At 55.4% G+C, this 14168-nt stretch carries 15 protein-coding genes and 1 pseudogene; 4 read left to right on the top strand and 12 right to left on the bottom strand.

The features are described 5' to 3' along the window. Positions 1-36 precede the first annotated feature (36 nt). Both SJY36_RS13160 and SJY36_RS13165 read right to left on the bottom strand, forming a co-directional pair. The gene (locus tag SJY36_RS13160; RefSeq protein ID WP_386175693.1) at positions 37-228 is read right to left on the bottom strand and encodes a DUF6473 family protein; all 192 of its coding nucleotides are present in this window, start codon (positions 226-228) and stop codon (positions 37-39) included. Positions 229-307: 79 nt separating this feature from the next. After that, positions 308-862: pseudogene (locus SJY36_RS13165) on the bottom strand (DUF6473 family protein); the annotation flags it as partial. A 158-nt stretch (positions 863-1020) separates the two neighbouring features. Between SJY36_RS13165 and SJY36_RS13170 the strand changes: the two are divergent. Further along, a complete protein-coding gene (locus SJY36_RS13170; RefSeq protein WP_386175696.1) occupies positions 1021-1896 on the top strand; it encodes a 3-hydroxybutyryl-CoA dehydrogenase in 876 nt (291 codons plus the stop codon). Positions 1897-1961: 65 nt separating this feature from the next. On the opposite strand, the gene SJY36_RS13175 is transcribed toward SJY36_RS13170, so the two are convergent. The 7 genes from SJY36_RS13175 to SJY36_RS13205 are packed head-to-tail and all read right to left on the bottom strand — an operon-like array spanning position 1962 to position 7326. After that, the gene (locus tag SJY36_RS13175; RefSeq protein WP_005849907.1) at positions 1962-2852 is read right to left on the bottom strand and encodes a lysophospholipid acyltransferase family protein; all 891 of its coding nucleotides are present in this window, start codon (positions 2850-2852) and stop codon (positions 1962-1964) included. 55 nt (positions 2853-2907) lie between these two features. After that, complete coding sequence (locus SJY36_RS13180) at positions 2908-3177, bottom strand: HPr family phosphocarrier protein (protein WP_386175699.1); 270 nt, start codon at positions 3175-3177, stop codon at positions 2908-2910. 15 nt (positions 3178-3192) lie between these two features. Next, positions 3193-3585 carry a PTS sugar transporter subunit IIA gene (locus SJY36_RS13185; protein WP_005849910.1) on the bottom strand — a complete coding sequence of 131 codons (393 nt, stop codon included), beginning with the start codon at positions 3583-3585 and terminating at the stop codon, positions 3193-3195. Next, positions 3582-4475 carry an RNase adapter RapZ gene (gene rapZ, locus SJY36_RS13190; RefSeq protein WP_009825323.1) on the bottom strand — a complete coding sequence of 298 codons (894 nt, stop codon included), beginning with the start codon at positions 4473-4475 and terminating at the stop codon, positions 3582-3584. The genes SJY36_RS13185 and rapZ overlap by 4 nt, the downstream gene beginning before the upstream one ends. Next, positions 4468-4896: an HPr kinase/phosphorylase gene (locus SJY36_RS13195; protein WP_386175702.1), complete on the bottom strand. Its 429-nt coding sequence runs from the start codon at positions 4894-4896 to the stop codon at positions 4468-4470. The genes rapZ and SJY36_RS13195 overlap by 8 nt, the downstream gene beginning before the upstream one ends. Positions 4897-4903: 7 nt before the next feature. Beyond that, positions 4904-6583: a sensor histidine kinase gene (locus SJY36_RS13200; protein WP_304950889.1), complete on the bottom strand. Its 1680-nt coding sequence runs from the start codon at positions 6581-6583 to the stop codon at positions 4904-4906. 41 nt (positions 6584-6624) lie between these two features. Next, a complete protein-coding gene (locus SJY36_RS13205; protein WP_005849917.1) occupies positions 6625-7326 on the bottom strand; it encodes a response regulator transcription factor in 702 nt (233 codons plus the stop codon). A 364-nt stretch (positions 7327-7690) separates the two neighbouring features. Between SJY36_RS13205 and SJY36_RS13210 the strand changes: the two genes are divergently transcribed. Further along, positions 7691-9289 (top strand): phosphoenolpyruvate carboxykinase, encoded by a 1599-nt coding sequence (locus SJY36_RS13210; RefSeq protein WP_340248245.1) that lies wholly within the window; start codon positions 7691-7693, stop codon positions 9287-9289. 47 nt (positions 9290-9336) lie between these two features. On the opposite strand, the gene SJY36_RS13215 is transcribed toward SJY36_RS13210, so the two are convergent. Both SJY36_RS13215 and SJY36_RS13220 read right to left on the bottom strand, forming a co-directional pair. Beyond that, complete coding sequence (locus SJY36_RS13215) at positions 9337-10053, bottom strand: hypothetical protein (protein WP_386175706.1); 717 nt, start codon at positions 10051-10053, stop codon at positions 9337-9339. A gap of 78 nt (positions 10054-10131) precedes the next feature. Then, complete coding sequence (locus tag SJY36_RS13220) at positions 10132-11031, bottom strand: LysR family transcriptional regulator (protein ID WP_317938599.1); 900 nt, start codon at positions 11029-11031, stop codon at positions 10132-10134. Between the two features lie 151 nt (positions 11032-11182). Between SJY36_RS13220 and SJY36_RS13225 the strand changes: the two genes are divergently transcribed. After that, positions 11183-11542: a helix-turn-helix domain-containing protein gene (locus SJY36_RS13225; protein ID WP_005849925.1), complete on the top strand. Its 360-nt coding sequence runs from the start codon at positions 11183-11185 to the stop codon at positions 11540-11542. 3 nt (positions 11543-11545) lie between these two features. On the opposite strand, the gene SJY36_RS13230 is transcribed toward SJY36_RS13225, so the two are convergent. Further along, positions 11546-12313 carry a sulfite exporter TauE/SafE family protein gene (locus tag SJY36_RS13230; protein ID WP_386175709.1) on the bottom strand — a complete coding sequence of 256 codons (768 nt, stop codon included), beginning with the start codon at positions 12311-12313 and terminating at the stop codon, positions 11546-11548. 146 nt (positions 12314-12459) lie between these two features. Between SJY36_RS13230 and SJY36_RS13235 the strand changes: the two genes are divergently transcribed. Next, positions 12460-14145 carry an acyl-CoA dehydrogenase family protein gene (locus SJY36_RS13235; protein WP_386176503.1) on the top strand — a complete coding sequence of 562 codons (1686 nt, stop codon included), beginning with the start codon at positions 12460-12462 and terminating at the stop codon, positions 14143-14145. Positions 14146-14168 lie beyond the last annotated feature (23 nt).

Consider the following 14168-nt stretch of genomic DNA (forward strand, 5'->3'; position numbering starts at 1 on the left):
AATGGATAAGGCCCGCAATCACCTGCGGGCCTTTTTCTATTTCAGACGTTCAATTGCCTGCGCGACCGCCTTCGCAATCTCTTGATGTGCCCGAACGCCGGGGAGCTGTAACTCCCGCTCCTTCTCTATCGCAGGGAACACCATCCCCGCCGTCCCCTCGGATATGGCCGCGTGTGACGGTGTCAGATATACCACCCCGGACGCCAGACGACTCACCCGAGAAACCATAGCTTTGGTCACGAACAGAAGGCCCCGCGCGAGCCTGCGCCCCCATGTCCCGCGTGGGCTTTTCGGGACTAAGGTGAAGCAGCACGCATGGCCCCGTCATCCGGCCAAGCAGCAGCGTCATCCGTGCGATCCAAGCCTGTTGAAGCTCATGCACCACCATTGCGAACCGAGTGGGCGAGACTTGCTTGAGCGCTTCCAATAGGTGGCGTGTGAAATGAAACTCCGCAAAATCAACCTCGGGGTAGATGGAGCAAAGTAGTTTCGACGGTGCGATAAATCTGTCGTTTCGACGCGGGTGCACTGAGTAGTAACGATTCGACATGTTGTGTGCGCCCAACACTTGCACCACGGTCACATGCCCCCCGGCGGCAATTTTCATGACTTCGGCATCATGTAGAAACACATCCAGACCCGCATTTTGTAACCCGAAATTGATGCAAGGCACCCCGCTAGACAGTTCTACCAACGTAGGGAACGGAGTTTCGACGTAGCGGCCAAGCGTCTGGGTGCCGCCAACAAAAACCACATAGGGCGCGGAAGTTTTACGTAGAGGTCCGCGAAACAGTAGTTTCGACGTACCATAGCGGCACAACGCGTAGTCCAACCGCCGCCTGCCATCATCCGTAGCGCCCATACCATTCACCCTGTTCCACCGCTTTACGGACGCAGAATCGCCCTAAGTATTTTCGATTTCCTTAATGTTCGGATTTGAGAAAAGCTGTCGTGAATTCCGACCCTTGCGGCTGCTACCCCGCCCGCTTTATGCTGCGGCGAAACAAAAGGGGACAGCGCATGGATATCCAGACAATCGGCATCGTTGGCGCAGGCCAAATGGGCAACGGCATCGCCCATGTTATGGCTTTGGCGGGCTACGACGTGCTGTTGAACGATGTAAGCGCTGAAGCACTGCAAAAGGCGGTTGATACAATTACCGGCAACCTCGACCGTCAGGTTGGCCGCGGTAAGGTAACCGAAGCAGACCGTGACGCGACGCTCAAAAGAATCGTGACAACCCAAACACTTGCAGAGTTGGGCCAAAGCGATCTGGTGATCGAGGCGGCGACTGAACGCGAGACCGTCAAGCAAGCGATTTTTGAAGATCTGATCCCCCACCTCAAACCGACCACAATCCTGACGTCGAACACGTCGTCGATTTCGATTACAAGGCTCGCCAGCCGAACCGATCGCCCTGAAAAGTTTATGGGGTTCCACTTCATGAACCCGGTGCCCGTGATGCAGCTGGTGGAGCTGATCCGCGGGATTGCGACGGACAAGGAAACCTTCGAAGCCTGCCGCGGCGTTGTTGATAAACTGGGCAAAACTGCGGCCTCTGCCGAAGACTTCCCAGCATTTATCGTAAATCGTATCTTGATGCCGATGATCAACGAGGCTGTCTATACACTCTATGAAGGTGTGGGCTCTGTCGAATTTATCGATAGTTCACTCAAGCTGGGGGCCAACCACCCGATGGGGCCGCTGGAGCTTGCAGATTTCATCGGTCTAGACACCTGCCTGGCGATTATGAACGTGTTGCATGACGGGCTGGCCGATACGAAATATCGTCCCTGCCCGCTGCTGACAAAATACGTTGAAGCGGGCTGGCTGGGGCGGAAATCTCAGCGGGGTTTCTATGACTACCGCGGCGATGTGCCTGTTCCCACGCGATAAAACTGCGGCGAGCAGCGGGGGCCAGCCCCCGCGCCCCCGGGATTTATCCCATTTGGAAGATAGCGTTAGTCTTTAAGCGCAAGTGTATGCGCCCGTAGCCACGCCATGAAACCGCGCGGGTCGTCCGCATGAGCGGCCATCTGCTCTGGCGAAAGCGGCGCGCCTACGATCGGGCCCTGCGGCTTGTCGCATGCATGCACAATCTCGTGGAGCAGAAGCCCCTGCCGCAAGATTGGCGAGATTTTATTCGCAATTTGATAGGCTCTGCTATTTTGCCCTGGAAAGCGCATCGGCACCACTTGCGCGCCCGAGCGCCGGATCATTTTCGCGGTGAAAACGTTCCACTCCGCCTCTATGGCAGGGCCGAACATGGTATCCGAAGCCGCTACGACCCCTGATGGGAACAGCGCGACAACACCGCCATCCTTGAGGTGCGCCATCGCTTTGGCGCGCATTTCGACACCTTTGCGCTGCGCATCAGGGTCATGGGGAAACGGCACGGGGATCATATAGCTGCCCGCGACCTCATCGATAGAGGTCAACAAAGAGCGCGTCAGGATCCGATAATCAGGGCGTACCCGTCCGATCAGATCGGCGAAAATCATGCCATCGACCATCCCGTGCGGGTGGTTCGCAACAACGACCACTGGACCCGTTTTCGGAATTCGATCCAGCTGTTCCTGCGGGGTCGTCAGGTCGATACCCATCGTATCAAGTGCCGCGCGCCAAAAGCCCTGCCCTGTGGGCGCGCCCTGTTTCTCGAACTGTCGGATCAGGCGCAGAACCTTGAGCTTGCCGGTGAAAAGTTCGATTGCGCTGATGATCCCCGATTTGACAGGATGATCAAACGTGGATGCATAAGACAGGCTTCGACGGTCATACTTCGTGAAGGTCACCGGTTCGCCGCTGCCATCGTTCAGCAGGGGCGCAGGGCCGGTTGGCGCATTCTCCGTCATGTGGTTAACCCTTTACGCATCACAGTGACCACCGGCCGCATTGCAAACACCGCCGTTACTGGCCTTCGCCGAACTTGTCAGCCACCAAGGCTGTCAACGCATCGGCCAATGCGTCCTGATCCGGGCCGGAGGTCTGTACATCAATCGTACACCCTTTGGACGCCGCGAGCATCAGCAACCCCATAATGCTATCACCAGAGGCGGACATCCCGTCCTTACTGACTTCAGCGCGCGCATCAAAAGCCTCGACGACCTCAACCAGCTTGGCGGAGGCGCGGGCATGCAGGCCTTTTTCGTTTACGATTGTCAATGAAACTTGGGTCATACAATAGGGGCCTTGCTATTCCGCACTAACATTCTGGCTATCAATATATTTTCTGCCGGCCGCCAGGGCCGCGCGCACCGCCTCGGGCACTTCCAGATCACGTGACTTTGCCAGCTTGATCAACATGGGAAGGTTTGCGCCGTAAAGGATCCGACGGTTTTCGGGACGGCATGCAAGCAAGCTGAGGTTCGACGGAGACCCACCGAAAAGGTCCGTTACGACGACAACACCATTGCCCGTATCCACGGCATCGGCAGCCTCGCAGATTTCCCGCTGCTTTTCGGTACGATCATGGTCTGCATGGATCGCAATAGCGCGCACGCCGTTTTGCGACCCAACAACATGTTCGATCGCAGCCAAATACTCTTTGGCCAATCCGCCGTGTGCAACAATCACAATACCAATCAACGCGATGTCTCTTCCCGTTTACTACGATCCAGTTCGCGGTGTCTGATGGACACCTGCCAGCCGTCGTTCGAAAGTTTGAACGCCAGATGTTCGGCCAAAGTTACGGAACGGTGTTGCCCCCCTGTGCAGCCAAACGCAAGAGAGATATGCGATTTACCTTCAGTCTTGCATGCTGGCAGGATCAATTGACACAGAGAGTTTACCTGTGCGGCAAAGCTTTCGAACAGCGGGTCGGCATGCACGTAATCGGCGACCTCTTTTTGTGTGCCGTTCATACCACGCAGCGAGGGTTCCCAATAGGGATTGCGCAAAAACCGGCAGTCAAACACCATATCCGCGCTGCGGGGCAAGCCGCGCTTATACGAGAAAGACTGTACGGATACGCTGAGGTGATGCTCCCCATCAAGCGCGAACCAGCGCTCCACTTCCGCACGCAACTGGTGCACATTCAGCTCGGACGTGTCGATCAGGACATCCGCCAGCGCCAGCACCGGTTCAAGCAGCTCTTTCTCGCGCACTATCCCCTCGACAGGCGTAGCGGTGGCCGCCATGGGGTGACGCCGGCGTGTTTCGGAGAAGCGCCGAAGCAGGACGTTGGTCGCACAATCCAAATATAGCAATTCAATATCTACATCGGGACGAGACCGCATGTCCGACATCAGTTCGATCACGCGATCGGTCGAAAAATCGCGGTTCCGCAAATCGACACCAAGAGCCATCGGACGCAGTTGACCCGGGGCTTCGAGCAAAGCGCGCAGCATCCGCATGGGAATATTGTCGATCGCTTCAAAGCCTGCATCCTCCAACACATTGAGCGTTGAAGATCGCCCTGCCCCCGCGGGGCCGGTCACCAGCACCATACGCCGGTTGGGTGTTACATCATCAGTCATCTGCTGTGTATTTCATCATCTTTGCCATCAAGTAAACAGAGGCAGCAAAATGAGGCCCGTCGCATCGTTTCAGGCATCGGATTTGGATGCCCATAACGTTTTGGTATGTGATTTCGGGAAGGCGGTCGGGCTCATCTTGGTCAAGGTCTACGATAAGAAAGATCGGTATCGCACTGCGATGTTTCAAGGTCAGCAAGCCGACGCCGCGCGCCTCGATCAACCCTTTGATCGCGGCGGGTGGATGCGCGATAATCTGGGCATCCTGAACGATCAAATCCGTGCGATCATCGGCAACCAGCTCGGCCCCCATCGCAATCATCTGCAGCGCCAGCGCGGACTTGCCTTTACCCGAGCCCCCCCTGATCATCACGCCACGCCCATCAATCGCGACGGTGGTGGCGTGGATCGTGCTTTTGGTCATGGCCGGTTCAGGTGGGCAGGCCGACTACAAAGCGCGCGCCAAGGGGATCCGAGGAGATATCGGCATCCGTGGGCCGGATATTTTCTGCCCAGATCACGCCGCCATGCGCTTCGACAATCTGCTTCGAGATCGCCAGCCCGAGGCCGGAGTTATTGCCAAAATGCTCTTCCGGGCGCTGCGAATAAAAACGTTTAAAGATCTTCGACAGAGCTTGCTCTGGAATGCCGGGCCCCGTGTCTTCGACGACCACAAGAACGCGATTTTCACGTTTACGTGCCCAGACCCGAATGGCATCGCCGTCTTCGCAGAACGAGACGGCATTGCTGATCAGATTCACAAAAACCTGTGCCAAGCGTGCTTCCAACCCGTGCACGATGATCGGCTGTTCGGGCAGATCGGTGATAAAATCGATGCCACGTTTGCGCGCATCTTCGCCAAGATACTGACCCAGATTGCTGATCATCATCAGCAGATCAAACGGCTCTTCCTCTTCCTTAACCAATTCGCTGTCCAGACGGGACGCATTCGAAATATCACTCACCAAACGATCCAACCGGCGAACGTCATGGTCGATGACATCCAGCAGTTTCTCGCGCTGGTCCTCACGCTTGATCAGGCGCAGCGTGCCTACCGCAGAACGGAGCGAAGCAAGCGGGTTCTTGATCTCATGCGCGACATCGGCGGCAAACTGTTCGTTTCCGTCGATGCGGTTGTATAATGCGGAAACCATCCCGCGCAGTGCGCCCGACAAGCGCCCTATTTCATCAGGACGCGCCGTCAAATCAGGGATCCGAATGCGGCCCGGGTTCATCTTACGCGCATCTTTATCACGCCCAAGCTCTGCCGCGGCAGCAAGATCGGACAACGGATTTGCGATGGTCGAGGCCAGCACGAGGCTCAACCCGATCGAAACCAGCGTCGCGATCACGAACATCTGGAGCACCCTCTCCCGTTCGCCGCGAACCAGTTTGTCAATTTCACCCGCAGCCGAGGTGACGGCGACAACCCCGACGGGCAATCCGTTCTGCACGATCGGCGTAGCAACGGAGAAAAGCGTGCCGCCAGTGCCGACAAGATCGTTCCGCACCTTGGTCCCGCCTACCAATGCACCCGAGACCAACGGCTGCAACTGTTCCGCCAACGGAGCAGGATCTGCCGTGGCGGCGCTTTCGAAGGGTCGGGAGAGCAGCCCCCAAAGCCAGCTCAACCCATCGGAAATCAGCGCCGTGTCATCTTCGGCACCGACGTTATTTCGCGCGGCAGCACCCGCGTTCTGCGCAACAAGGCTTTCGGTAGAATCGAATACAAACACCTCGATCCCGCTGCGCAAATCAAGCCGGCCAAGGCTTGCATCCACATCCATCGCGTCGCTCAGGCTGTCAGGCGCACCCGCCGTTGCCAACTGCGCCTCAAAAACGTCAGCGATCAGTTCAGCTTCCGAAACCAGTGACGCACCACGCTGCACGGCCAGGCTATCGCGAGAAGAGTTAAGATAAAGAATACCGGCGGCCAAAACATTCAACGCAATCAAGTTAAATGTGATGATCTTGCGCGTCAGCGGCGACGCACGCAGAGAGAAGAGCCCCCGCCGCGCGCGTTTGCTGCGCAATTCATCTGTCGCGGTTTTGTCCGGAGCGACCCAATCGTCGCCCAATACAACATCACCGTCCCGATAAGGTGTGGTCATGTCTCGCACAAAATTCCTTTCGACAATGGCCATGGCTCAGGTCACTCTTCGTTGTATCTGTAGCCGATGCCATAGAGTGTTTCGATCGCGGAAAATTCGTCATCCGCAGTCCGCATTTTTTTGCGCAACCGTTTGATATGACTATCGATTGTACGGTCGTCGACGTACACTTGATCATCATATGCCACGTCCATCAACTGGTCACGCGACTTCACAAAGCCGGGGCGCTGTGCAAGCGCTTGCAGCAGCAGGAATTCTGTCACCGTCAGGGATACGTCCTTACCCTTCCAGCTGACTGCATGGCGCAACGGATCCATGCGCAAATCACCACGTTCGATCACTTTGGTTTCTTCGGTGTCGCCGACCTCATTGGTTTCCACCGCATCCTGACGGCGCAACAGCGCACGGATACGTTCAACCAAAAGCCGCTGACTAAAGGGTTTTTTCACGTAGTCGTCAGCCCCCATCCGCAGGCCGAGCACCTCATCAATCTCGTCATCTTTGGATGTCAGAAAGATCACGGGCATCGCGGTTTTCTGGCGAAGCCTTTGCAGCAAATCCATGCCATCCATGCGAGGCATCTTGATGTCCAACACCGCCATGTCGGGCAGTTTTTTGTTGAACGCATCCAACGCGGCTTGCCCGTCATTATATGTCTCGACTTCGAAACCTTCGGCTTCCAACGTCATTGAAACCGACGTCAGGATATTCCTGTCGTCATCCACCAATGCAATTTTAGACATTGCCTGTTCCTTTTATATGCTGCTCAACTGCCATAATATTTTTTCTTTCATTGATCATCAATTTACGCGGCCGAATCAATCGGAAACTGCGAATCGCTCCTCATCTTGGCCATAATCACGCCACAATTTGCTAATGAATGGCTAAATTGCCGCACATATGGGGTGCAGACGCCACGTTATCCCATAGCACTTTACGTTCAATTAACGACAGTTTCCGCAAACAGTTACATGGTGGCGCTAACTGCGACTAACCTACCTGTTCATACTGTAAATCAACGTGCTAAGAGGCGGACACGACCCCTTGGGTCGAGCCATTTGTGCAAGAATTGGCACCTTTTCTCGGTGCAGCTACAGGAGACATCACATGACGTTAGGCCGCGTAAATCCGCAATTCCGCCTCGAAGACCAAGGCATAAGCGGGCTTGGTGATGTCTATTACAACATGATCGAACCCGCGTTGGTCGAAGCCGCGCTGAAACGGGAAGAGGGCACGTTAGGCAAGGGCGGCGCGTTTCTTGTGACGACGGGCAAATTCACCGGACGCTCCCCCAAGGATAAACATGTCGTAAAAACCGACAGCGTTGCCGATAAAATCTGGTGGGAAAACAACGCCGAGATGTCGCCTGAAGGCTTTGATGCGCTTCACAAGGACATGTTGGCGCACATGCAGGGGCGTGATTACTTCGTCCAGGATCTGGTCGGTGGGGCCGATCCGAAACACGCCATCAACGTTCGTATGGTGACCGAGCTGGCTTGGCACGGTCTGTTCATTCGCCACATGCTGCGCCGCCCCGAGCGCGACGCGCTGGATGATTTCATCGCGGACTTCACCGTGATCAACTGCCCGAGCTTTTCGGCTGATCCAGCCAAACACGACTGCCGCTCGGAAACCGTCATTGCGATGAACTTCGACAAAAAGATGATCTTGATCGGCGGAACAGAATACGCAGGTGAGAACAAGAAATCTGTATTCACCCTGTTGAACTACCTGTTGCCGGAAAAAGGGATCATGCCGATGCACTGCTCGGCCAACCATGCTACCGGCAATCCCGTTGATACCGCTGTATTCTTCGGTCTGTCAGGTACAGGAAAGACCACGCTATCCGCCGATCCGGGCCGCACATTGATTGGTGACGATGAACACGGCTGGTCGGATAACGGGACCTTTAACTTCGAAGGTGGCTGCTACGCCAAGACGATCAACCTCAGCCGCGAGGCAGAGCCCGAGATTTACGCGACTACCGAAAAATTCGGCACCGTGATCGAGAACATGATCTTTGATGAAGACACCAAAGAGCTTGATTTCGACGATGACAGCCTCACCGCCAATATGCGTTGCGCTTACCCGCTTCACTACATTTCTAACGCCTCGGCGAAAGCGACGGGTGGGCACCCCAAGAATATCATCATGCTAACCTGTGATGCGTTCGGTGTCCTTCCCCCTATCGCGCGTTTGACCCCGGCGCAGGCCATGTACCACTTCCTGTCTGGCTTCACCTCCAAGGTTGCCGGTACCGAACGTGGCGTGACTGAACCCGAGCCTACATTCTCGACCTGCTTTGGTGCGCCCTTCATGCCGCGTCGCCCCGAAGTCTACGGGAACCTTCTCCGCGAGAAGATCGCGGCGCATGGCGCAACCTGCTGGCTGGTAAACACTGGCTGGACTGGGGGTGCTTATGGCACAGGCAGCCGCATGCCGATCAAAGCAACGCGCGCGCTGCTGACCGCAGCATTGGAAGGGGCGCTCGCGGGCGTAGAGTACCGCAAAGATCCAAACTTCGGCTTTGATGTTCCCGTGGCGGTTACGGGTGTTGCTGACATCCTGCTGGATCCACGCCGGACATGGGACAACCCTGAATCCTACGATCGTCAGGCTGACAAGCTGGTAAAGATGTTTGCAGAAAACTTCGAACAATACCTCCCTTATATTGATGACGACGTGAAAGCGGCCGCCATCGGCTAAAGCTTACCGGAGCCGCGCTATAGCGCGGCTCTTTTTCCATGCGCAGACTATGCTGCTTTCGAAGCTCGGTCCGAGAGCGGCATATCCAAAATAAAGCGCAAATCATCGCGCCCCATATAGGCCATGAACCCCTCGACCGGCGCATCCATTCCGTTGATGAACCACCGCAACGTGCCTGGCTCCGTATGCATGTAGCCATGCCGCGCTGGAAAGCCCTTATACACGACCGAGTTGGTCATAAACGCGATGACATGGTCAGGATCCCAATGCTGCATCGCCTGCCAGAATGCATAGCGCCCCAGCACAGAAGATAGACCTGCGTTTCTGAACTCTCGCGGCGTTGTGCCCACCCAGAACTCCCCATGATAGCACACGTCGCCAGCGATGCGCTGCGCACCCGGCCCCGCGCGATACCGTGATCGGAGAAAATCGATGTCAACGCCGGGCGGCGGAAACTCGACAAATGACCGACGAAGATACTCGGCTAGCTTGGCTCCTTTCAAATCCAGCATACGCATTGCCTGCGTATGCATAACATCGCCTTTGGCATTTCGGCCGACAATCCAAAAGGCATTGGTTTCGTTCAGGTCGTGCGTTTCAGGGTCAAACGGCAGCCCTAGCAAGTGATCCGGACGCGCGTCCTGCAATATCGTCTTATACGCAGCAAAATCATAACCGACCGTTAATGCGATCCCGGCCTCATGTAAAAGTGCGGAACTGCTGGCGATAAACCGTTCGCCGTCGTGAAAACTCAACAACGTCATACTGAACTCTCCTTTGATGCAAGCTGATCAAAGGGTAGCTTATTTATCAGGAATTTTCTTCGATTTTTCGGTAACCGGCTAGAAGCCGACGATCGCATCCTCGGGCATGCCCACCATCGCATCTTGATCCAACCCAGAGATGGTGACGTGACGTGATCTATCTACCGCGGATATCAAAGCAAAGCTTCCGTCAGGGAAACGGCTCGCCATCAAAAGTCGTTTATAGGCCAATGGGATAAGCTCGCCGCCTGCCGTGTTTCTCGGCATTTGCGTTACAACCTCGTCAAGGCGGACCCCGCCATTCGCCTGAACCTCCCGAAAGGGGAAATCCAGCATCGCCTCAAACTCGGGACCGCCCGGAAAATTACCGAGAGGGCGGCCAATACTGCTGCGCGCATTCTCCCAACCCCACCAACTTGTGTAGAATGATTCTTGTCCGACTTCGATACAAATCCAACCACTGGGTGAGTCGCGATACACTAGGACATAGGGGCGAATTTGTTGAAAATTCTCGTGTTCCAACCGGCCCTCGCTCTGCACCCAGGCCAAGAATGCCTCCTTGATCATTTCAGATTCACCGTCCCAAATCTGGGTAAGTGGCCGTTGCTGCTGATAAAAATTCCATCCGTTGGGTGTTTCGTGGGACAGCCGTAAAAGCCCACCCGTGCTCCGCGTGTTGCCCTTGATCCAGACCTTGCCCCGCGCGAGAAACTCACGCGCTTCTGGCAAAGCTTCTTCACCACGCTGTGTTAATTTGTACCGGCGCTCATCAACCTCAAACATAGGAGCCCCCAAGAACTCCTCAATTTGGGCAATATGGCGCCGAACCGTCTGACGCGTACTTCCCAACAAGCGCACAGCTTGACTAAGGTTCAACGTATCCGCGAGGACGGTAAAAGATCTAACCATTTCATATAGTAACGGCGGAATTCGATCCGCGTCAAAATCAACTGGCTTTGGGCTGTCGACAGTGTTCATTCGTCACCAATGGTAAATCAATCATACATTAAAGCATTATTCATAATACACCCTTGGCCACTTTGTAACCACAAATTGAATAAATCTATCCAATTGAACGGAAAGAGTGATTTGGGGATGACTAATTCAACAACAACCGGAGGTAATTAATATGTCGCATCCAGTGGACATCCACGTCGGCAAAAAACTTAAACAGATCCGTACGCTGCGTCGGCTTTCCCAAACTGATGTGGCCAAGCGGTTAAATCTGTCGTTCCAGCAAATCCAGAAATACGAAATCGGGTCAAACCGGGTCGCGGCAAGCCGCCTGTTTGAACTATCCCAGATTTTAGACGTAACGCCCGCGTATTTCTTTGAAGGTCTGCATGACAACACGAATGATGCGCCCAAAGCCGACCCGAGCATCGAGATTGTCAGCGCCTTGGCCGCAATAAACGATGACGCGCTCAAAACGCGTATTGTGACGTTTATCGAAGATGTGTCTGGGCTGACGGTCGCGCGTCAGGGCTAAGCCTTAACCAAACACGCCTCGGCGCACCAAGTTTGCGCCTGCAATCAATAGGATGACCAGCGTCGCTTTCTTAAAGGACGCTTGGTCAATCTTATCCATGACTTTGCTGCCAAGCCACATACCGGTGAGCGACGGCAAGATCATGACGGCAGAAAAGGGCACGGTTTCGGCGCGAAGCACGCCAGATCCAAAGTGCGAAAACAACAATAGCACCGCGCCGAGTCCGTAGATGACACCCTGAACCCGCATTTGGTCGTGCTTGGGCGTGCCCAATGCGGTCAGGTAGGCGACGGTAGGCGGCCCCCAAACGGCCGATACGCCACCGACCGCCCCGGCGAAGGCACCTATAAACGCTTCTAGTTTTGTAGATCGGTGCGACAGGGTGAAGCTACGCCCCGTCACCTGCCACAGCGCGAACAATGTGATCGGAATACCGATCACCAGCAGCATCGTATCGGCGGCGAGAAAACGCACGGTCTGCGCTGACAAGCTAAGCGCTATGCCGCCCGCGATCAGAAAAACCTTAAACATTTTGATGGAGTCCCAAGCCGCGGCCACCCCCTGCCGCAGTGCCTGAAACATATTGGTAATTACAGTCGGGAAGATCAGCCCGGCAAGGGCAAGCTCAGGCGACAAGAACATCGTCAGCCCTGAGATTAGCACCAGCGGCATCGCGAACCCCACGACGCCCTTAATGAATCCCGCCACAAGGCCAATTACAAAGGCGAACGCCCATTCTGACGGCGTCAATAAACTGAAAAACATGTCCATACCGCACGTCATATCAAGATTGCGGCGAAGCGCACGCGAAATCCTCAACGTAATTTTAAACCAAATTGACGCAGCAAAACGTATCTTTATTGTGCTGCACCTGCGAAAAGGGTATGCCGTGCTTATCCAAACAAGGGAGCTTACAGATGGCACATGATGGACAAGACGTGATTTCTGGCGCGAACATCGTGATCGATGACCTGCTCGCAACCACCAGATCGACGCTGGCCCCGGTAGACCGCCTTTTAGAAGCCGCTAAATCCGCGGTTCGTGCGACCGTTTCTCAAGACGGGAAAGTGTCGAATACACTGGTCGAAGAAAACCAAACCGCCGCGCATGGTCTTGCGTGGCTTGCAACCTACGCTCAATCGCTTCACCAGATGCAGCTATGGGCAGAGAAGCTCGACGCAGATGGCACGTTTTCAGAAACAGAAAAGCTGATCCATCAAATCGCATTCGGCGAATATCTGTGCCAGATTTCCGGCGGCATTCAGATGAACCAAGGGGAAATTCTGCGCCTGCATGATCTTGGCGTCTCTACCGAAGATCAGAACGCGTTTTCCAATGCCGGCATCACGACACTGCAGCAACGAGGCAATTCGCAGGCTGCACGCACGCGCCTTGTCGAACTCATGCAAGAGCAAAGCGCCAACATCACCGTCGGGCGGACTGGCCTTGACGAAGAGCTGGAGATGATCCGCGAACAGTTCCGTCGTTACGCTGTTGAAAAAGTGGAGCCATTTGCCCACGAATGGCACCTGAAGGACGAGCTGATCCCGATTGAAGTCATCAATGAATTGGCAGAAATGGGCGTTTTTGGTCTGACGATCCCAGAAGAATTTGGAGGCTTTGGGCTGTCCAAAGCCTCTATGTGCGTCGTTTCGGAAGAGCTGTCGCGCGGCTATATCGGCGTGGGCTCGCTCGGCACGCGGTCTGAAATCGCGGCCGAACTGATCATCGCCGGCGGGACGGACGCCCAAAAAGAAAAATGGCTCCCGCGGATCGCAAGCGCCGAGACCTTGCCCACAGCCGTCTTCACGGAACCGAACACCGGCTCTGACCTTGGTTCATTGCGCACGCGCGCGGTGAAAGATGGTGACGATTATAAGATAACTGGCAATAAAACCTGGATTACGCACGCGGCCCGAACCCATGTGATGACGCTGCTGGCGCGCACGGATCCGCAGACGTCGAACTACAAGGGCCTGTCGATGTTCTTGGCCGAGAAAACGCCGGGCGACGACGCGAACCTTTTCCCTTCCGAAGGCATGACGGGCGGCGAGATCGAAGTGCTCGGCTATCGCGGCATGAAGGAATACGAGCTCGGTTTCGACGGCTTCCACGTCAAAGGTGAAAACCTGCTGGGTGGCGAAGAGGGCAAAGGTTTCAAACAGTTGATGGAAACCTTTGAAAGCGCGCGCATCCAGACAGCCGCGCGTGCCATCGGGGTCGCGCAATCCGCGCTCGACATTTCGATGCAATACGCGATTGATCGCAAGCAGTTCGGCAAGTCTCTCATCAACTTCCCTCGCGTGTCGTCCAAACTGGCGATGATGGCGGTCGAAATCATGATCGCCCGCCAGCTCACCTATTTCTCGGCGTTTGAAAAAGACGAAGGCCGGCGCTGTGATGTCGAAGCGGGCATGGCCAAACTGCTCGGCGCACGGGTCGCTTGGGCGGCAGCTGACAATGGCTTGCAGATCCATGGCGGCAACGGTTTTGCACTCGAATACAAAATTAGCCGTGTCCTATGTGACGCACGTATCCTCAACATTTTCGAAGGCGCGGCAGAGATTCAGGCGCAGGTCATCTCGCGCCGTTTGCTCGGATGAAGTTCAGGCAGCCTGACGCGTGA

It is taken from the genome of Sulfitobacter sp. R86518 (genome assembly GCF_042466275.1).
GTDB lineage: Bacteria > Pseudomonadota > Alphaproteobacteria > Rhodobacterales > Rhodobacteraceae > Sulfitobacter > Sulfitobacter pontiacus.

What these genes read in the sequence shown, in the direction of transcription:
- SJY36_RS13160 (WP_386175693.1), bottom strand. Translation starts at nt 228, where the DNA reads ATGGTTTCTCGGGTGAGTCGTCTGGCGTCCGGGGTGGTATATCTGACA.
- SJY36_RS13170 (WP_386175696.1), top strand. Translation starts at nt 1,021, where the DNA reads ATGGATATCCAGACAATCGGCATCGTTGGCGCAGGCCAAATGGGCAAC.
- SJY36_RS13175 (WP_005849907.1), bottom strand. Translation starts at nt 2,852, where the DNA reads ATGACGGAGAATGCGCCAACCGGCCCTGCGCCCCTGCTGAACGATGGC.
- SJY36_RS13180 (WP_386175699.1), bottom strand. Translation starts at nt 3,177, where the DNA reads ATGACCCAAGTTTCATTGACAATCGTAAACGAAAAAGGCCTGCATGCC.
- rapZ (WP_009825323.1), bottom strand. Translation starts at nt 4,475, where the DNA reads ATGACTGATGATGTAACACCCAACCGGCGTATGGTGCTGGTGACCGGC.
- SJY36_RS13195 (WP_386175702.1), bottom strand. Translation starts at nt 4,896, where the DNA reads ATGACCAAAAGCACGATCCACGCCACCACCGTCGCGATTGATGGGCGT.
- SJY36_RS13200 (WP_304950889.1), bottom strand. Translation starts at nt 6,583, where the DNA reads ATGACCACACCTTATCGGGACGGTGATGTTGTATTGGGCGACGATTGG.
- SJY36_RS13205 (WP_005849917.1), bottom strand. Translation starts at nt 7,326, where the DNA reads ATGTCTAAAATTGCATTGGTGGATGACGACAGGAATATCCTGACGTCG.
- SJY36_RS13210 (WP_340248245.1), top strand. Translation starts at nt 7,691, where the DNA reads ATGACGTTAGGCCGCGTAAATCCGCAATTCCGCCTCGAAGACCAAGGC.
- SJY36_RS13215 (WP_386175706.1), bottom strand. Translation starts at nt 10,053, where the DNA reads ATGACGTTGTTGAGTTTTCACGACGGCGAACGGTTTATCGCCAGCAGT.
- SJY36_RS13220 (WP_317938599.1), bottom strand. Translation starts at nt 11,031, where the DNA reads ATGAACACTGTCGACAGCCCAAAGCCAGTTGATTTTGACGCGGATCGA.
- SJY36_RS13225 (WP_005849925.1), top strand. Translation starts at nt 11,183, where the DNA reads ATGTCGCATCCAGTGGACATCCACGTCGGCAAAAAACTTAAACAGATC.
- SJY36_RS13230 (WP_386175709.1), bottom strand. Translation starts at nt 12,313, where the DNA reads ATGGACATGTTTTTCAGTTTATTGACGCCGTCAGAATGGGCGTTCGCC.
- SJY36_RS13235 (WP_386176503.1), top strand. Translation starts at nt 12,460, where the DNA reads ATGGCACATGATGGACAAGACGTGATTTCTGGCGCGAACATCGTGATC.